General features: G+C 53.2%; 16 protein-coding genes. 13 read left to right on the plus strand and 3 right to left on the minus strand.

Translation table 11 applies throughout. The annotated features are described in order from the left end of the window. Window position 1 precedes the first annotated feature (1 nt). From sctF to WM40_RS19425, 7 genes are read left to right on the plus strand one after another with little or no spacing between them, the layout of a single operon-like run. Window positions 2-292, plus strand: coding sequence for a type III secretion system needle filament subunit SctF (sctF, locus tag WM40_RS19400; RefSeq protein ID WP_024902860.1), 291 nt, complete (start codon window positions 2-4; stop codon window positions 290-292). 56 nt (window positions 293-348) lie between these two features. Next, window positions 349-633, plus strand: a complete 285-nt coding sequence (locus WM40_RS19405) for a hypothetical protein (protein WP_046153704.1) — start codon at window positions 349-351, stop codon at window positions 631-633. A gap of 3 nt (window positions 634-636) precedes the next feature. Continuing rightward, on the plus strand, window positions 637-1,563 hold the full coding sequence (gene sctJ, locus WM40_RS19410; protein WP_082102999.1) for a type III secretion system inner membrane ring lipoprotein SctJ: 927 nt from the start codon (window positions 637-639) through the stop codon (window positions 1,561-1,563). Beyond that, window positions 1,560-2,171 carry a hypothetical protein gene (locus WM40_RS28910; RefSeq protein WP_081764858.1) on the plus strand — a complete coding sequence of 204 codons (612 nt, stop codon included), beginning with the start codon at window positions 1,560-1,562 and terminating at the stop codon, window positions 2,169-2,171. The genes sctJ and WM40_RS28910 overlap by 4 nt, the downstream gene beginning before the upstream one ends. Then, the gene (locus WM40_RS19415) at window positions 2,119-2,793 is read left to right on the plus strand and encodes a hypothetical protein (protein ID WP_046153705.1); all 675 of its coding nucleotides are present in this window, start codon (window positions 2,119-2,121) and stop codon (window positions 2,791-2,793) included. Before WM40_RS28910 ends, WM40_RS19415 begins: the two co-directional genes overlap by 53 nt. Beyond that, window positions 2,790-3,047, plus strand: a complete 258-nt coding sequence (locus WM40_RS19420; protein WP_046153706.1) for a hypothetical protein — start codon at window positions 2,790-2,792, stop codon at window positions 3,045-3,047. The genes WM40_RS19415 and WM40_RS19420 overlap by 4 nt, the downstream gene beginning before the upstream one ends. After that, window positions 2,992-3,639: a lytic transglycosylase domain-containing protein gene (locus tag WM40_RS19425; protein WP_236693603.1), complete on the plus strand. Its 648-nt coding sequence runs from the start codon at window positions 2,992-2,994 to the stop codon at window positions 3,637-3,639. The genes WM40_RS19420 and WM40_RS19425 overlap by 56 nt, the downstream gene beginning before the upstream one ends. Before the next feature lie 52 nt (window positions 3,640-3,691). Here the strand turns inward: WM40_RS19425 and WM40_RS19430 are convergent, their stop codons facing one another. Together WM40_RS19430 and WM40_RS19435 are read right to left on the minus strand one after the other, a co-directional pair. After that, window positions 3,692-4,954, minus strand: a complete 1,263-nt coding sequence (locus tag WM40_RS19430) for an EAL domain-containing protein (protein ID WP_157685857.1) — start codon at window positions 4,952-4,954, stop codon at window positions 3,692-3,694. Between the two features lie 11 nt (window positions 4,955-4,965). Beyond that, on the minus strand, window positions 4,966-5,616 hold the full coding sequence (locus WM40_RS19435; protein WP_024902867.1) for a response regulator: 651 nt from the start codon (window positions 5,614-5,616) through the stop codon (window positions 4,966-4,968). Window positions 5,617-6,032: 416 nt separating this feature from the next. Here WM40_RS19435 and WM40_RS19440 point away from each other — a divergent pair, with 416 nt between their 5' ends. The 5 genes from WM40_RS19440 (at window position 6,033) to WM40_RS19460 (ending at window position 14,888) form a co-directional block, all read left to right on the plus strand. Continuing rightward, complete coding sequence (locus WM40_RS19440) at window positions 6,033-9,434, plus strand: ATP-binding protein (protein WP_024902868.1); 3,402 nt, start codon at window positions 6,033-6,035, stop codon at window positions 9,432-9,434. A gap of 54 nt (window positions 9,435-9,488) precedes the next feature. Next, window positions 9,489-10,871: a kelch repeat-containing protein gene (locus WM40_RS19445; RefSeq protein WP_162199096.1), complete on the plus strand. Its 1,383-nt coding sequence runs from the start codon at window positions 9,489-9,491 to the stop codon at window positions 10,869-10,871. Window positions 10,872-11,267: 396 nt separating this feature from the next. After that, complete coding sequence (locus tag WM40_RS19450) at window positions 11,268-12,149, plus strand: hypothetical protein (RefSeq protein WP_157685858.1); 882 nt, start codon at window positions 11,268-11,270, stop codon at window positions 12,147-12,149. A 15-nt stretch (window positions 12,150-12,164) separates the two neighbouring features. Next, on the plus strand, window positions 12,165-13,406 hold the full coding sequence (locus tag WM40_RS19455) for a hypothetical protein (RefSeq protein ID WP_157685859.1): 1,242 nt from the start codon (window positions 12,165-12,167) through the stop codon (window positions 13,404-13,406). A gap of 222 nt (window positions 13,407-13,628) precedes the next feature. Then, a complete protein-coding gene (locus WM40_RS19460) occupies window positions 13,629-14,888 on the plus strand; it encodes an arsenic transporter (protein WP_096349203.1) in 1,260 nt (419 codons plus the stop codon). 173 nt (window positions 14,889-15,061) lie between these two features. On the opposite strand, the gene WM40_RS19465 is transcribed toward WM40_RS19460, so the two are convergent. Beyond that, window positions 15,062-16,021 carry an AEC family transporter gene (locus tag WM40_RS19465; RefSeq protein WP_024902873.1) on the minus strand — a complete coding sequence of 320 codons (960 nt, stop codon included), beginning with the start codon at window positions 16,019-16,021 and terminating at the stop codon, window positions 15,062-15,064. Between the two features lie 545 nt (window positions 16,022-16,566). Here WM40_RS19465 and WM40_RS19470 point away from each other — a divergent pair. Continuing rightward, window positions 16,567-18,147: a methyl-accepting chemotaxis protein gene (locus WM40_RS19470; RefSeq protein ID WP_024902874.1), complete on the plus strand. Its 1,581-nt coding sequence runs from the start codon at window positions 16,567-16,569 to the stop codon at window positions 18,145-18,147. The last annotated feature ends 77 nt before the right edge of the window (window positions 18,148-18,224 follow it).

The raw sequence follows: 18,224 nt of genomic DNA on the forward strand, positions 1-18,224 counted from the left end.
AATGCCATCATCTATTCAAGCTACTGATATGCCAGCGTCCGGCGGTGGCCTCGACCCCAACCTCGATATGTATATTGTCGATATCGCAAAAGGTTTCAATGCCGGCGTGGGAAGTCTAAGCTCTGATTTGGATGCCGCCTTGGCCACGCTGCAAAGCGATCCGTCGAGCCCAGCGGCGCTTGCCAATTATCAAGCCATCCTGTCCGAATACACCATGTTCCGTAATGCACAAAGCAGTGCTGTCAAGGCCATGAAGGATATCGACTCCGATATCGCAAGCAAGCTGCGTTAAACACGTTTCTTTACCTTTTCACGCAATGTTACGTTCGCTCTTCAGGATATCCATCAATGCAAGCCCTCTCAGCGGTTCAACCGATTTTCTCGGCCAGCGCCATTCAGGAGCATCGAAGTCTGGACGTGGCGTTGCGCTCGGCCGCTCAAAATCTCACGGATGAGATGTTGTCTGCGCGGCATCGCATCGACCAATTCATGCAATCACCCGGTGCCTACGCCAACCCCGCCGCCCTCGCGGCATTCCAGGTAGAACTGGCGAACTACTCCGTAAATAACGCGGTTATCAGTGGCGTCGTCAAACGCCTGGCGACGGGCGTGGAAACCCTGGTGAAAGGATAAGCCGTGGGAGGTCGCACCGTCTTCTTGTTCCCCTACGTTTCGGCGCGTGTTTGTTTCGGTGCCTGCGGTCGCCATACCTTACGATTTTTTTCGTTTGCAGGCGTACTCGTGCTATCCGCCTGTCATAGCGAATCGCTGTTGTCGGGGCTCTCGGAAACACAAGTCAATAATGTGGTCGCGGTCTTGCAACGTCACGGTGTTACGGCCATAAAGCGAGACCTAGGGAAAGGCGTTTATGAAGTGGATGTCGCTCGCCAGGACTTCCCCGCCGCAGTCGATCTGGCGCGAAAATTCGACTTGCCACAACCGGCCGATATTCAGATAAGTCAGGCATTTCCAGCCGACAGCCTGATTTCTACGCCCTTGGCGGAACACTCTCGTTTGATTTCTTATATAGAACAACGTCTTTCCAGTAATTTAAACGCGCTGGATCATGTGGTTCGGGCACGTGTTAACGTCAGTTATCCACTAACGGGAGATATCGATGGTCCGCAGAAAATGCATGTCGCCGTACTGATCATTTATTCGGGCGAGGTCGATGAGGATACGTTGATCAGCGAGGTCAAGCGCTACGTCAAGAATAGCTTTGAAAAGATCGACTATGACGATATCTCGGTACTTGCCGAACGCAGTGCGCCAGTATTTCACGCGCTACCTGCCAAGAACGTAGAGACTGTTTCATCGACAGGCGCGGCATGGATAGGGCTTTCGGCAACGCTCACCATGATCATCGGGATATTGGCGTTGGTAGCCGCCGTCGGGTTCGGTATTCAGTCTCGTCTGGCCACGCCACGTTGGCGTGCAAGACATGGCGATGACGACATCGTGGATGACATCGCGCCGACTGAACGTAAGCCCGGCGGCCGATTTCAAAGGCTATTCAACCGTCTGACTATCGGTCGTAATCTTTTTGATACGAAACGAAAATGACCAGTTTCGACTACCTGTTACAAATCCTGCTTGATCCCGACAGCTATTTACATCCCTCCCGTCTACCTATGGCACCTGAGGCATGGCTTTCACTGACCCGTGCGACGCGCAACGCGCTGATCGTCGCGCAATACGGACTTGGAGACGCTCCCCTTGAAACGATACCCATCGACGCGTGCACGGCGATTCTGCTACGTAGTTGGGCATGGATTCCCGAGCTGTGTTTGCTGCTCGGGCTTTTTAGTCAACGTGCGGAGTGGCGCTTGTCCACTCGCTACCGGCAGTTAAGTCAATACGCCAGACGCTTCCTCGAATTGCCTTTGCCGCAGCTTGCCGTGCCGGCTGTCGCGCGTACAAGCGCAGTAGACCCCATTGCCTGCGGCCTGGTTGCTTTACGGATTACATACCCCACGATTCCTACGGTCTTAAGCGAGCGCCTTGCATTATGTTTCCCAGCCAGTACGGATAACGATGCGACCCTGCTGCAAAGACAACTGGTTGCAAAGGGGACGCAAAGCTGGGTTTCGTTTACAACGTTTTCAACGGCAATGTGCTATGCAAAAAATCTTGCACAAGATATACGCGAAGGCACCGGAAGCAGAGGCTGACGTTTTGTATCGGCGAAAAGCGCTCTATAAGGTCAATCGTCGGGATGCCTTAGACGTAGCCGCACGAAAGGCCGCGCGACGGATTGTCGACTGTGCAACTCGTGAGGCCGCAAACCAGTACGTTGTGGCAAGAAGCGAAGGCTATCGCGACGGCCTGACGGTATTAGTGGAAGAAGTGGCTAATCAGATTGAGCATTTATCGATGTCGTACGAAACACAACTCAGTGACTTTTATGCTGCCATCACGGCCGACGTCGAACGCCTGTTCCGTGACACCGAGACAGCCCGTGCTTTGATCGAGGAATATATTGAAGTAAAGAACGTTGGTGGAGATGAGTCCATTACCGTTTACGTGCCTAGATGGTGCAGGCTATCTTGCGCAGGTGTAGATCAACTGCGAACAAGTAGTGGTCGTCGCATCAAATTAGCATCGTCGCCAAGCAACCGATTCGTGATCAGCAACGGTCGCTTCTCGATATCTTTTTATCCGCCGGAAGCATCGTCCGAAATCAGTAACAAGCTTGTGCATAACAGCAAGCCAACCAATCTTTCCAACGCCAAGCATATGCTTTCTGCATTGATGGCACGTCTTCAACCAGCCGATGATAGGCAAGCGCCATGACAACCACCCTTCCACCATTCCTCGGTATGAGTCCGGATTCCACCGTCCGGGGCGACGCGATGCAGGTCACTGAAACCGGCAACACCTCCTTCAGCGGTCGGGCTGCTGCGGCGGCCCAGACACTTTCTGACACCATCACCCCGGCGGATCTACAGCACTTCGCGGCTGCGTTGACAGCCGCTTATTCGTACCTCAAAGATGACGATGCGCCCGACGCAAGCCCTACCTTGCAATATGAATCCGACATGTTCTAACACCGAGCGTGGAGTACCGCCGCCTTTGCCTTGTCGTGGTACGCCGCGTTGTTGGATATTTCTCCGTGCTTCTGTTGCTGCGTACGCCATGTGGAAAATCATGCAATCGGCGTATGCGAGCGACTGCTTGGTCGAGGCAGCACATATCTATGACATCGATCCTGTCCTTTTGCATGTCATTGCAGCACAGGAGTCGGGCTTCCGCGCGGACGCCACGCATCGCAACCGCGACGGATCGATCGACATCGGCGTCATGCAGATAAACAGTGCATGGTTACCCGCTTTGAAAAAGTATGGCGTCGGTGAGAAGCAGCTATTTGACGGTTGTACCAATGAGCGGGTTGGTGCATGGATATTATCGCAAAACATCGCACGATACGGCGCCACATGGCGTGCCGTCGGCAGCTACAATGCACTCACCCGCTCTCGACAGAGGGACTATGCGCAACGTATATTCAATCAATATTATGCAGTGAAATCTCCGCGCCGCGCGTTGGATTCGACCACGAAACATGAGACAATCACGCCAGGACAATGGACGTCATTGGCGGTCCGGTCGTCAGATTTTCAATCTGCAATGCTGCAACACTAAGTCGGGTTATGTCATCGCGAATAACGCTATGCCAGGAAAGTCGGTATTCGCGTCAAAACCGACCTGACTGATTCAAAAGTGCTATAAATGCATCGGTGCTCAATGGTTTTGAAAAAAGATATCCTTGTCCTGTATCGCAGCCGATTGCACGAGCGAGTTCTTGATCTTCCGAAGTTTCGATTCCCTCGGCGACTGTTTGCATCCTCATCGCTTGCGCAAGCAACACGACCTTCCTCAGGTTGGCACATCTCTTTGCGTTACCAGCCATACCGGCACGCGCACCCCAAAGTGACGCACGGTCAATTTTCAGAACATTGAATGGTGCCAGTCGCCAGCGACGAAACGATGATGCTCCCGCTCCGAAATCATCGATCGCGCAGTCGAATCCGCATAGACGCCAGTGACCTACGGCGCCCGCCAGGGCGTTAGCACAGCGCTCGCCACCGTCTTCGGTAACCTCAATGACAATATGTTTATCGAGACCACGAACATGCACACTATGCGCCAGTGCCTGCGCGGCGCTTGCGGATCTCACTGCGGTAGCGGACACATTGATCGAGAACTTCAATGGTTGCACCCGAAATCGCCTATGCGACCGCATCTTCTCATGCAGTAATGCGGCCGAGTTCAACATGGTTTCGAACAACGTGAGATCCATGCGGAGCTTCGAGATAAGTGGTACGAAATAGTCCGGCGATAGCATCTCGCCGGAGGCAAGTTGCCATCGTGCCAATAGTTCGACACCCACGATTTCGCCAGACATCAGACAGTACTGCGGCTGCGCCATGGCCGCAATGGCACCTTGCCTTAGCGCCTCTTGCAATTCCCTTTTTTCAATATCCGAAGGAACACCGGCGTCGTGATCAAACAGCCGCGCTAGGCGCAACGGACGTGGCATCGGCAGTGAAGGCGCGATTGAGATTGTCTGATCGGGCAGCACCGATGGACGATCAGCGAATATCGGGGCGGGTAGCCGCAAATACCGCGCATACACATTGGCAGCACGTTCCAAGTCGCGGGTCGGCATACCAATAACAACCAGCAGCGGTACGCGTACGGCTTGGCCCAGGCTGTCGAGTACCTCGAATATGGTACCTTGATCCAGACGCCATGCCGATACGACCAGTTCAGGCTGATGTTCGTCGAGCGCCTTGCGTACATCCGACAGCCGGCTGACTTCGCTTACGTCAATGCGCATTCTGCCTTGAAAGTGCTGCCGCAACGTCGCAATGATCCGTTCACGCACAAGGGTGTCGGGGTAAGCAACTACCACATGACAGTGTGCCGGACACGGAACCGCACGGACAGAGACCACCGTCTACCTCCCTAGTCGCGCTTAAGCTCACGCATGATACTGGCCAATTCAACGTCATTTCTCGCCCCTAGCTTTCGCATGGCGGCACCTTTTTGATTACTGACCGTCTTCGGGCTCCGGTGAATCCGAGCTGCTATCTCAGAAATGGAAAATCCGTCGCAAGTCATACGCGCCACGATTGATTCCTTTTCAGACAACGCACTCAAGCCTGTAGCTTTGTCGACACCTTGAAAAATATTTGACAGTACCGCGCTTGCAATAGACCCTGGCAAGTAAATGCTTCCGCTTTGAACTTCACGGATGGCATGAGGTAGATTTGCGCAATCGCTTCGGGCTTTTCCAATAAAACCAGACGCGCCAGCGGCCAGCGATGTTGAAACGATGTGTGATCCGGTATGAGAACTCAGGATCACTACTTTTGTATTCGGCGCAACGCGCTTGATTCGCTTCAAAAGGTCAACACCGTCCGCCTGTGCATCGTCTGCAAACTCAAAGTCACACAACAATACATCTACTGGGGTGTCGGAGAGGTGTTGAAACAGATCCCCTATTGACGAGCAGCTAAACTGCACATCGATATCACTGTGTTGTGTCAACACTTGCGTGACGCCCAGCAAGATAATGGGATGATCGTCCGCCAGTCCTACCGAGATCTTCTTCATGTCATTCTCCTACCGTCACTTCGCGCTTGTCACGAACCCTTTTACCCGACAGCCACCATCCTGGGTAAATCGTCAATCGAACGTTAGAAATCATCCTTTGCGCCGCGGAGCAAGCATATGACAATTCCCACAAACGCAAACCAGACCATCGTAACTTTGAGATATAACATGACTGCGTCCCGTTGAAAAGTATTTTATTAGCCACTAGTCGCTTAATATTAGAATTATTTTTTATTAAAATAATATTTATTAAAAAATAAACCTAACATAAAGTCAATCACTAGCAGGTGACCGTTAGTGCATGTATTGTGTCGAAGGTGAATCGCTTCGCACAGAGGCGTAGATGCAATATCGAATAGGCCATATCCCAAGCCGTGTTGGGATATGGCCACAAACAATAAGGAGTAGTGAGCGCAATGCCGCAACGCATTCTGGCGCGTAGTTACCGATACCATCGACGATTGCTGTATGGCGCGGCCGTAACGCTGTCGATCGCGATCTTGGGTGTTGCTGTACTCGCTTCCATCACCGTTGTCGATCAGTATCGAGATAAACAGGTCGCACTCTTCGTCACAAAACGGGAACAAGTAAAATCAGAGGTCGACAACCTCTCGGTGCGGCTCATGCAATTTGTCGATCTGTATGAAGCTGCCTGGTCACTACATCAAAAAGATGACGTACCATTGCAAACCTATCAGCTTCGGCTGCGCGAAGGCAACGACGTCACCGGAACGAACCCCGATCTCACTGTCACTCCCTTCACGCTCGTAAGCAGTCTCTCGAATTCAAGCGACGCTGAACGATTGGCCGGCCTACTTCGTATCTTGCGGGACGTCTCGGCCGCGCCATCCATTGACGCGCGCAAGATCGGCGTTACGTTGCACGGGGGCATCTATTCGCCGGACGGCAAATTCATGGCGTTTTCTCCACCTTTGGACGAAGCGGCCCAACGCGTGGCACGCCAAGAAGGTGCCGTGCGCTTTAACGTATCCAAGACCGCATTCGCGGAAAATCTGCTATCGGGCCAATCACCCCGCGAGTTGCGCGCAAACCGGCCGTTTTGGGTAACGGACCGGCGCCTGCCAGAGGCTGGTGTCGATATCCTCAATCGAGGAGAGGCAAAGAAAACAGCGATATCTGAGATTGTCCTACCTATTTTTCATGGAGAGCAACGCGTTCTGACAATTGATGTAAGCGTCGGATTCGATGATTTTCTTCAATTCTTCCTGCATAGCGAACGGACGCCGGGGTTTTTTGTACTCGACAGCGCAAGCCAACAGAATTTGGGGTTCTCACCAAGCTCCGCAGCCGATAAGCGACGGTATCGCGCAATTCAACGGCAATCCTCGGTGATTGGACACTCAGACGGCACGCTGCGTAGCTATCGCGATGGTGGTGTGTTTTATATCAGCCAAAAAATCAATGGCCCGGGCTGGGTCGCCGTTTATGTATTCGATTGGCGTGATGTCGTAGCGAGCCTTCATCGAGAAGCCATTCTGGGGCTGTGCATTGTGCTGGCCTCATTGCTATTCCTATGGGGTTCTGTCATCTTTTTCGACAAACGGATTGCGGGTCCACTCAGCGTCAGCATTCAAAAACGAATCGAAGCGGAGCATTTCAGCAAATCAGTCATCGACACCATTCCCGTTGGCGTGGCCGTCTACGTTCCTGAAACAAACGAAGTGGTCCTGGAAAATGCGGTAGCCACACAGATGCTTGCGGATGACAACGGCAAACGCAGTATCGATTTCTATACACGCATCGCCCGCGACTGGCCCTCCTCCCACGAAGCGGGCGATCATCTGTTTAGAGAGGTTGCGTGGCCAGTGGGCGCCAATCGCACCAATCACATTGGCGTGGCCGCATCGCGTACGCCATATGGCGGTCGGGTAGCCGTGCTCTTCGGTCTGGTCGACCTGAATTTCAAGAAAGAAAACGAACGCCTGCTGATTCAAGCCAAGGAAAAAGCGGATGAGGCAAATAAGGCAAAATCGATGTTTCTCGCTTTGATGACGCATGAGATAAGAACGCCACTGCACGGCGCTTCCGGTCATCTCGAATTACTAGAGCGAGAAGTTATCGAAACCGAACATCGGGAGCGTGTCGCTCTGATCCGCCGCGCTTTTGGCTCGCTGCTACAGATTGTGGACGATCTACTTGATTTGACGAAAGTCGAATCCAATGCGTTGACGATCAACTCGGTACGCATGTGCGTCAACGATGTAGTGGAGCAAGCGGTCCAGCAATTCGCGCCCGCGATCACGCGGCGTGGCGTACGCTGTTTATGCTTCACCGACCCCAGGTTGGATGACAACGTTCATGGTGATCCGCAACGAACCGGGCAAATTTTATTAAACCTGCTCAGCAATGCAACCAAGTTTACGGAAAGCGGCGTGATCGTCGTCCGAAGCCATCTCATTATCAGCGACGCGCGGAGCCTGGTTAGACTCGAGGTCACTGATACCGGTATCGGCATCCCGTCCACGGTGCAATCCACCTTATTCAGCCCCATGTCACAAGCTGACAACACGATCAGCAGGCGATTCGGCGGAACAGGCCTTGGGTTATTTTTATGTCGAAAGTTGGCGAAACTGATGGGCGGTGACATTACGTTGACCAGCGCGCCGGGAACAGGCAGTACGTTTCGTGTAGACCTACCCTTCGGCGCAATCCGTGATCCGCGCATGAACGATGCGGACGACTACGATGGCACGGCGCCAAGACTACGCGATTTGCACATCGGCACCGATATACGCGATCCGGAGTGGCAAGCAGCCTTTGCACGACGCGTTTCGCGCTGGGGCGGCCGCTTCGTGACGCTGCCGGACGCCGATGCGCAGGAAGATGCTTCACTGGACATCCTGGTAACATCCAGCGACATCGACAGGACCGACGGTCGCAACGGGCCGGAATTACTGGCGGCACATACCCTGTCCGGCAGGGTGGCTCCGAAGCTAGGAACGATCTGCCTGGCGAGCGACCATCCCCTGGTGCCACGTCACGCGGATGGAATATGGTATTTGACGTCTTTATCAAGACAGGCCTTACGCAGTGCACTGCGACAATTATCAGGCCGCACGCCGGTGCCGGAAAGCCAGCCTATGTACCCGCCTCAACGTACCGCGGCAGATTTGGATATCTTGATCGCGGAAGACGAAGACGTGAGCCGTAGATTGCTTACCGATCAATTGCGACGACTCGGATGTCATCGTATCCGCAGCGCCGCGAATGGGCTTGCCGCGCTGGCGCTATGGCACGAACAACCAGCGGACCTAGTGATTACCGATCTATCGATGCCAGAACTCGACGGCCCCGACTTGTTGCGCGAAATTCGCCGAGTCGATCCACAAGCAACGATTATCTGTACCACGGCATCGGTGAGGGACGCCCCGTCCTTTTCCGAAACAGCATTCGACGGACAATTAGACAAGCCTGTGTCGCTCGATGATCTGGCGCGGATACTTGATCGCTTTGCGGGGAAAAGCGTTAATCCCATTAATAGCGACATCGATTCAACAACCACATCGTACACTCCGTTAGACGACATTTTGTGGCGTGCTTTTCAAAACGAGTGGACGAAAGACCGTGCCAGTTTAGATGCCGCGATCACAGCGTACGATAAGCCTTTGACGAAGCGTCTCGTGCACCGCCTGCGGGGCGCTCTGCTTGCATTGGGTGACGAGACGTTGATTGCATCACTCGAATCGGTGGCGGACGCGGTCCAAGCCCCACAGGATGGTCCATTGCAACAAGCATGGTGTTATCTTATCGTGCAGATTGAAAGTAAGCTGAAATCAGTCGCTCAGCGCACACTTTAAAATAATCTTATGGCTTTTGCAGGTTGCTCCATGAACGGATCTGGGATGGCAATCATGAAATGGACTACTATCGTTGTTGCCGCCGCGCTCATGGGAGGTTGCGGTCCTGGGACGCCGAGTAACCCCGGTGGCACGGAGACCACGGGCAACGCCGTTGGCACGGGGGCAAATACCGCACCGTCCGGCATTACATACGAACAAACGTATGCGCTTTACGGAACTGGCACGGCAATAGCGGATAACATCGCCACCACGACAGGCGGCACCGCAAGCTCTTATGGTATTTCACCCGCGCTACCGGCTGGGCTGACACTGGATAGCGCTAACGGGCGCATTGGCGGCACGCCTAACGCCACGAGTCCCACCACGACATATACCGTGGTGGCTGGCAATGCCCTTGGGAGTACGCAAACAAAGATTACGATTACCGTTGTGAATCCAGGAACCTGGACAACGGTGGCGGCGCCGGCCAGCCCTCATTTTGGTGGCACGGCTACCTTGTTGGACGACGGGACAGTACTCGTCGCGGGAGGACTGACCAGTGCTAACAGCAATACTGCACCAGTCGCTATCGCAGAGACGTATAACCCGAAAACCAATACCTGGACCACCGTGGGCGCCATGAATAGTCCTCGGTTGGCACACACTGCCACGTTATTGACCGACGGCACCGTGCTGGTGATAGGTGGGTACGCCACGCCGAGTTCGAACACCACCGCGCTTGGAAGTGCTGAAATTTATAATCCGTCCACGCGACAATGGCATGTAATTGCGACACTGAATCAAGCCCGCGCCTTCCATACTGCGACCCGATTGCCTGACGGCTCCGTACTTGCGGCCGGCGGCACGTCCGGCGCACCCATCTTCGGCATGACCAGCACGGAACGTTATGTGCCGTCCAGCGGGACATGGACTACCGCCGGTTCGATGTTGGCAGCGGAACTCGGTCATACCGCGACGCTGCTATCGAATGGGCAAGTATTAGTCGCAGGTTTAATGGGCGAGCGATACACGCCGGCCACCGACTCGTGGACGAGCACCGGGGCGATGAACGTACCGCGCTCGTTGCACAAGGCTGCATTGCAACAAAACGGCAATGTGTTGATTGCGGGTGGCCTAGACGGTAACGGTAACAACATCTCGTCAACGGAAATTTATGACGTGACCAGCGATACCTGGACAGCGACCGGTGCGTTGTCTGCCACACGCATTTATCATGGCATGGCAACTTTACTCGACGGAAGCGTCTTGGTCGCCGGCGGCGAAGTGGGCAGCACGTCTACGGCAAGCACGTCGGCGGAACGCTACACGCCAGGCACCGGAACGTGGGCCAACACCGGTTCTCTCGCGTTATCGCAAGAAAATGCGGAGATGCTGCGTTTACCCTCAGGGCAAGTTTTGTCAATCGGCAGCGACGCCGAGGTTTACGTACCATGATAACGTCCAGAATGCGCGCGGCAAGTCATCGGGCTTTGTTTACCTGTCAGCCAGCGTCAGAGGTTTGTTGGTTCCATTTGTAGTACTGGCACGACCGTTTTTTGATATTTTCCCTCGTATATACTCAGTTATAAATGTCCGAGGCGGCTAAATGCGGGAGTTGCAACGGATGACTTTTTTAAAGACAGGACCTGAAAAATCAGAGTCAAATAAGTGATGCCCGTTGGAAAACGGTCATCCGTGGCGGATATCCATCGCGCGCGCCTGGGCGCTTTCGAGATATCGCGGAAGCGGGAGAATAACCCTACGCCACTTGAGCAGGCCGAGGTGCTACGCCAGATCGCTCAGCGCCAGGGAACACACTTGCGGCACGTCAATAGGACGCAATTTCTGACATTGCTTGCCTTGCTCAGCAACGTCAGCAATGTCGCCGCGGCAAGTAGGACTCCCTGCCCCCAATACCACGCACCGGGTTCAACGGAGGCCGCTGACGCGATCGCACCTCAATGCAACTATGCCTTGTTCGCCGCCGACGGCGCGCGGAAAACACAAACACGAACCACCGAATTTAACGTGACCGGTTACGTTCGGAATGATTTCCGAGCATTCTGCATAGAGACCAATCAGTCCCCATCAGGAAAACGCCGTCATGCATGCTCGATTCGACACATCGAACGTATCAAGCGATCGACCGATGGAAACACGATCTACGCAATAGGCCAACATCGACGCGAACCGATCAACGTGTTGGCGATGCATTCGATGCGAAGCACGGCAAGTGAGGCGCAATACTTTTCCATTTACACAAAGGATCGATTGCGCTCCGACACGATCTCCACCTACACGATGACACTCGGTGTAGATGGCAGCCGGAATGGAACGATCGATTTCATGACCCTGCATGAACGGCCACTTGATGCTGACTGGCGGCGTGTACTGTCAGTCGGCCGAAACAGTCACAACAGCCTGGTGATCACGCGTCCCGGCCTTGACGGACACGATGTTCGCCTTATCGTTGCAAACCTAGAAAAATTTCATATCAATACCGCCGATTATTTTACGATTCGAGCGACCGTCTCTTGGAAGGGTAGGTGTTCCTCGTTAGCGTTGAATATCGTCAAGGACACGCAAACCTTCTATCTTGGCTGTGTCCAATTTGGTCAAACAGACGTTGCGCACTATAGAGCATCGTTCGGATTGGAGGACGTTCAAGGACAACTGGGTCGAGTGAGTTTGCATTCATTTTCGGAAAGCCATCAAAGATTCGAGCCAGGCTAATCGAGGAACCATAAGATGATTAATTTTTTGGGATCACGCGCGAGATACGCGTTTGATACAGTCATCCACGGCGGCAAATACTTACACCGGCACGTTGCGAAATCCGGCGCAGAAGCACCAGGAAATTTTAAATCGCTATTCTCGCAATGTTCTCAAGGTATTGCCACGGTCAAGATGACGCAAACACCGCGCGCCGTCTATAGAAGACCGGTAATCCCGTCACAATCAGAGTGCTTCTCGCTGCTCTGGCCGCGACTTAGCGCATATGTTGCTTCAGTGGCGTCGAATAAGGATAGACAGGATTCGGATATGTCAGCAGTATCGCCTTGCCGGGTTGCCGCTCGACCACACGATCAAGCAGCGTCTTCAGTGGATAAATCGGGAACAATGACCTCGACCTCAGGCCTTCCCTTGTCTGCAATACAATGTCATCTATCGTCGAAAGCGATTGACTTGTCCTTGCGCCCATGGGTAGTTGAAGAAATATATCGCGTTGATCGCACCGCAGAGATCGCCGCGCTGATGCAAACAGTGTGTTCACTCTGCAATGCCGCGCACGAGACAGCCACTACTTTCACAGACACGGCGCTCGCGCAAGATCTTTCAAAAGTCTTTGGCGATATGATATTTACGCCGGACGATGCGCGGAATTGGCGACGTGACGTTGCAAACGCCGCTAAAAATTCGACAAGATTTGCGGAAAGTCATCAAGATCTGATCGGGTTCACCGCGTGCACAGAGCGTCAGATTGTCGGCTCAGCGCAGATACCTGCGCCGATCGTTTCTTTTATGGAAGAACACCAATCGCCCACGTTGCTGGTAACCGATGAATTCGCAAAGAAAGGTGAAACTGACGCAGTTATCCAATTGCTTCGCGCAGTGTCGCGCGCTGCGGGCCGGCGAGATGCCCTGCTCTTTCCCCTTGCGAATAACCAGGATGCACTCACTTTAGCGCTGCTCCCTCCAGGCATGTTTCGGGAATTACAGTCATACCGTCGTGCGGCAACGGAGGTTAGTGCAAAATTGGTGCGAGGGCAAGCAGATGCGGAAATTAATCGCGCTGCGGTGGAGGCAGGCAGCGAGTTCCCGTCGAGTCTGATCGCAAGCAGTTCAGCGCCTAAGGCCGCCGCCGTTCGCGCGTTTCATCGCGATCCGAGATGGACCAAAAAAGTGACGAACGCAAATTGCGACAGCTTGATGCAATACATCCTTAGATTAGCTATCGGGGATGTAAACATTTTCCGAGCAAACCGTTAGTAGTAGCGGGTCACCCTCATTCCCGGTTACGCCACCACCACAATCTTGGTCTTTCCACAGGCGTGACCAGCCTGACTGGTAACCACCCCATCTTTTTTATCCGCGGATTTGTGTCACGACGTGCGACATAACGAAAGGCATGCCCATCGTAAGCGGCAAGCATTTCCCTTGATATTGCATCGTCTGCTACACGAATTGGCTCTTTACGATCCTCACATAATAATGATTGCATTGCCAAGCCGTGCTCTTTCAATCGAGGCGATTGCCGCCGCATCAACCCTCGGCGTGATTGTTGGACCATTCAAGTTACCAGAGGCTGTATGGGCTGTGTTCGGAGCACTCAGTCTATGTGTCTTAGGGTTGCTGCCTTGGTCCGAAGCGCTCACTGCCATTGGCAAGGGACATGATGTCTACCTGTTTCTGATCGGTATGATGGTGGCATCGGAACTTGCCCGTAAAGAGGGGCTTTTCGACTATATGGCGGCACTTGCCGCAAAGCTTGCTCGCGGTTCGCAAAAGAATCTCTTCTTCTTGATTTATTGCGTTGGGACGATTGTTACCGTTTTTCTCTCCGATGACGCAACCGCTGTCGTATTGACCCCGGCTGTTATTACCGTAGCCCGAGTCGTAAAGGCAAAACAGCCTCTGCCATATCTTTATATCTGTGCATTTGTGGCAAATGCTGCAAGCTTCGCCCTACCGATCTCCAACCCTGCGAATCTCGTTATCTTCCAGGATCGAATGCCTTCACTGTTGAGTTGGCTTGATCGATTCGCTTTGCCGACCCTGTTAAGTGTCTCGCTCACCTACCTGTCATTGCGCCTGATGCATCGTGAAGAATTGACAGAAGCCATTATGGCGGACGTCGCGCTCCCGCAACTCTCTACGGCGGGCAAAGCAACAGGCTTCGGCATTGCCGCAATGGCGATCACCATATTAAGTGCATCGGAATGTGACATGCCGCTAGGGCTTACAACATTTTGCGCGGGCTTGACGCTATTCCTGACCATCTGCATGCTTAAGAAAAAATTTCTCGCTTCTCACCTTTCCGAGATTTCGTGGAGCGTCCTGCCGCTGGTTGCCGGTTTGTTTATCTTGGTAGAAGGTCTACAGCGCACAGGCGTAGTAGATAGTCTGGCCGGCATTCTCATGTCAATGTCGAAAAACATCCCTGCTCACGCAGGCTGGCTCTCCGGTGTCGTCACGGCCCTTGCCTGTAATCTCATCAACAATCTTCCTGCCGGGTTGATCGCAGGCTCAGCACTCGCCACAGCCCACGCAACACCCTCTGCAGCAAGCGCAATCCTCGTAGGCCTTGATCTGGGTCCCAATTTCTCGCTCACGGGTTCTCTCGCCACGCTTCTTTGGCTCACGACACTGCGCCGGAGCGGAATCGAAGTGACGGCTTGGTCCTTCCTCAAGCTTGGCATGGTAGTAACGTTGCCCGCATTGGTAGCGGCATTGCTTTCCGTTGCATTGTAAGCCCTCCGAATGTACCTTGCAGACGGTCATTCAGGGAACAATCCGTTGCCGCTTAGGGCCGAACCTAATTGATCATGCTGGTATTCCATCGGCGCGTGCATCGTGGCTAAACGTGTTTAGCCCGGTTCATCGGTCGCATGCGTATATGGATGTAGCTTCCGGCTCTCGAAACATTAATGATGCGGTGCGAAAAGCAATATCGCAATCGATAACGTGACGATACCGGAGAGCGATGACACCACCAACGTCGATCCGGCCACCGGTGGGCGAAGGTCACAGCCCGCACCGAATACCAATCCAAAAAAGCCGGATGGAATAGCGGTCAGTAACACGGCCTGTGCCCCCACGGTCATCGGAATATCGAATAGCCGCACCAGCGCATAGATTAGCAAGGGTTGGACAACGTTCTTCATGCACGTTCCAAAGACAACATCGCTTGTAATGCGTATTGGCTGCGCCGAAAGCATTAACCCCGTAAGAAAGAGCCCCAGGCCTGCGGTCGCGTTAGTGAGTGGTCCAACACCGACAATCACCAGATCGGGTAGCTGAAAACCTGAAAGTGCACAAACGAGACCCAGCATGGGTCCGTAGAAGATCGGTTTTCTTACCGAGTGCCGCAATGCAATCACGAACTGGCGTGTCGCCGAGACGTTAGCAGTACTCCCACCCGCCCTTGCCTTGTGAAGCTCGAGCAACGCGAGCGTCAATGGTGAGATTGTGACTGAGCCCACCGCGATCGCGATTGCCACCGGTAATGCCGCCTGCGCACCAAACACGGGCAAGAGCAATGGCAACCCGATGGACGCAAAGTTAGGAAATGCGATCGTCAATGTTTCGACGGCCGCATCGCCGAGCGGCAGCTTGTAATACTGTCGCTGCATTGCGTACGTCACTGCATACACCAACAGCAAGCCAATCGCGAGTACCAAGGCCAGCATGCCATTTTGCAAAATAACCGATTGCGGCGTGTGCGCGATTGATACAAACAGCGCTAGCGGCAAAGCGAATTGCATCAACATGCCGTTCAGACTGCTTACGTTTTGATTATCGACAAGCTTTCGTTTTCCGGCGATATAGCCCAGGACTAATACCAAAAACACGGGAAGCAGCGCAGTCACGATAAGTGCATACATGTACTTTTAATCTCACTTCACGATACGAGTACGGCAAGCTGCTACCGCGACACTTCGTTTTATCAAAAAATTAAACGTCCGTTTGACTTGCTACAGTTAAGTCTTAGTAGGTTACGCGAATCTAATGCCTTGGCATTGATATAAGTCAACTGGGCAATACCCGTACTACGGCCACACAACCGGCCGAGGGCCTTGTCGCATATTTGGCCTTATCCGTACTGTGAATAAATCCGTCAAGGTTCATCAGCGATGCCACGTACTGGAAGGCTTCATGCGCGAAACACATACCACGCGCATCGCAGATGGGAGCGTCATAAAAAGACCTTTCTATGCTCGTAATACATGTCATTTCGAGCCGCTGTTCAACGCAAGAAAAGGGATTTTATGTGAGAATCCCCAAAAAAATAGGAATAAAATACCTATTTTGGTATAACGCCTGCCTTAGCAGGTAACTAATACTATTTTTTCTAAAGATCACCGAATCGATGTCGTAAATATGGCAGTACAAACGTTCGAGGGCGAACGTCATCACACGGAGACTCATCGTGAATAATCTAACAGTCGGAAAGAAGCTTGCTTCGGCATTCTTTGCCATTGTGCTCGTATCAATGATTGGCAGTGCCATTTCGTTGTGGAATTTCTTGGGACTACGGCACGCCGTTGATTGGAATACGCACACCTATGACGTCCTTGGCACATCCAATACTGTTTTGGAAGGTATGCTCAATATGGAAACCGGTGCCCGCGGGTATCTGTTATCGGGAGAGTCAAACTTCCTGGATCCGTACCAAAAAGGCGGCAAGGCTTTCGCGGATGCGAGCGCGGAACTCAAGCGCTTGACCTCGGATAACCCGACGCAGCAGGGACGCATTGCAACGCTGACCGACTTGAGAAATCGGATCGGAGAGATTGACGACAATCTCATCGGCTTGCGTAAAGCGGTTACCGCTGGGGAAAAGCCACAGTCAGCATTGAACGATAGCTTTAAACTCGGCCGCGATAAGGAATTTATGGATAAGTTCCGCGTCGTGATCAAGGAATTGCAGGATGAAGAGCGTTCGCTGCTCGCCGTTCGCACCGCCGAAGTTGAAAAGCTGACGACATCGACACAATGGACGTTAGCAATTTCCGGCCTTATGACGATCCTTTTGTCGATTGGTTTTGGCTACTTCATTACGCGCAACTTGCTTGGAACACTTGGCGGCGAACCGAGCGCTGCATCGACGGTTGCCGGACTAATAGCCCAGGGTCGACTGGACACTGCCATTACATTGCGCGGTGAAGATAACACCAGCCTCATGTTTTCTCTCGAAAGCATGAGACGTCAACTCAATAGCATCGTAGGTAGTATCACGGCGTCGAGTGAATCGATTTCCGTTGCATCCGGACAAATAGCGCAAGGCAACACCGATCTCGCGCAACGTACCGAAGAGCAAGCGGCCTCACTCGAGGAAACCGCTTCTAGCATGGAACAATTGACTGCGACTGTCCGCATGAACGAAGGGAACGCGCAAGAGGGCAATCGATTGGCCACGATGGCTTCCGAGGTCGCGATCCGCGCAGGGCAAGAAGTTCGTCAAGTCGTGGACACAATGAGTGATATCGCGAACAGTTCGAGCAAGGTCTCCGAAATCATTTCGGTTATCGAAGGCATTGCTTTCCAGACGAATATTCTGGCGTTGAACGCGGCTGTCGAGGCTGCCCGTGCTGGTGAACAAGGACGTGGCTTCGCCGTTGTCGCTGGAGAAGTTCGCGCACTTGCACAACGTAGCGCAAGCGCGGCCAAGGAAATCAAAGATCTGATCGAGCAATCGACCAATCGAGTAAATGTCGGCAATAAGCTTGTGAATGCAGCAGGTTCGACGATGGATGAGGTTGTACAGTCCGTTAAGAGAATGACAAGCTTGATGAGCGAGATCGCGTCTGCGTCGGCGGAGCAGACAACGGGAATCGAGCAAGTCAATCTCGCGGTCGGTCAGATGGACGAAGTCACGCAACAGAACGCGGCATTGGTCGAGGAAGCATCGGCAGCCGCGCAGGCGATGGCTGAACAAGCAACAAGCCTGTCGAAAGTCGTGGGAATATTCCGTTTGGACCCGTACGCGTCTCAGCTTCAGAAACACTGATCAGCAGGCGTTCGCGTCAACTTAACCGAGGGCTTCGAGACTATCAAGCCCTTTAAGTACCCCGGCATTGACGCACG

It is taken from the genome of Robbsia andropogonis (genome assembly GCF_000970345.1).
Classification (GTDB): Bacteria; Pseudomonadota; Gammaproteobacteria; order Burkholderiales; family Burkholderiaceae; genus Robbsia; species Robbsia andropogonis.

Excerpts from the sequence above, each read along its gene's own strand:
- sctF (WP_024902860.1), top strand. The coding sequence starts at position 2 with ATGCCATCATCTATTCAAGCTACTGATATGCCAGCGTCCGGCGGTGGC.
- WM40_RS19405 (WP_046153704.1), top strand. The coding sequence starts at position 349 with ATGCAAGCCCTCTCAGCGGTTCAACCGATTTTCTCGGCCAGCGCCATT.
- WM40_RS28910 (WP_081764858.1), top strand. The coding sequence starts at position 1,560 with ATGACCAGTTTCGACTACCTGTTACAAATCCTGCTTGATCCCGACAGC.
- WM40_RS19415 (WP_046153705.1), top strand. The coding sequence starts at position 2,119 with ATGCAAAAAATCTTGCACAAGATATACGCGAAGGCACCGGAAGCAGAG.
- WM40_RS19420 (WP_046153706.1), top strand. The coding sequence starts at position 2,790 with ATGACAACCACCCTTCCACCATTCCTCGGTATGAGTCCGGATTCCACC.
- WM40_RS19425 (WP_236693603.1), top strand. The coding sequence starts at position 2,992 with ATGACGATGCGCCCGACGCAAGCCCTACCTTGCAATATGAATCCGACA.
- WM40_RS19435 (WP_024902867.1), bottom strand. The coding sequence starts at position 5,616 with ATGAAGAAGATCTCGGTAGGACTGGCGGACGATCATCCCATTATCTTG.
- WM40_RS19440 (WP_024902868.1), top strand. The coding sequence starts at position 6,033 with ATGCCGCAACGCATTCTGGCGCGTAGTTACCGATACCATCGACGATTG.
- WM40_RS19445 (WP_162199096.1), top strand. The coding sequence starts at position 9,489 with ATGAAATGGACTACTATCGTTGTTGCCGCCGCGCTCATGGGAGGTTGC.
- WM40_RS19455 (WP_157685859.1), top strand. The coding sequence starts at position 12,165 with ATGATTAATTTTTTGGGATCACGCGCGAGATACGCGTTTGATACAGTC.
- WM40_RS19460 (WP_096349203.1), top strand. The coding sequence starts at position 13,629 with ATGATTGCATTGCCAAGCCGTGCTCTTTCAATCGAGGCGATTGCCGCC.
- WM40_RS19465 (WP_024902873.1), bottom strand. The coding sequence starts at position 16,021 with ATGTATGCACTTATCGTGACTGCGCTGCTTCCCGTGTTTTTGGTATTA.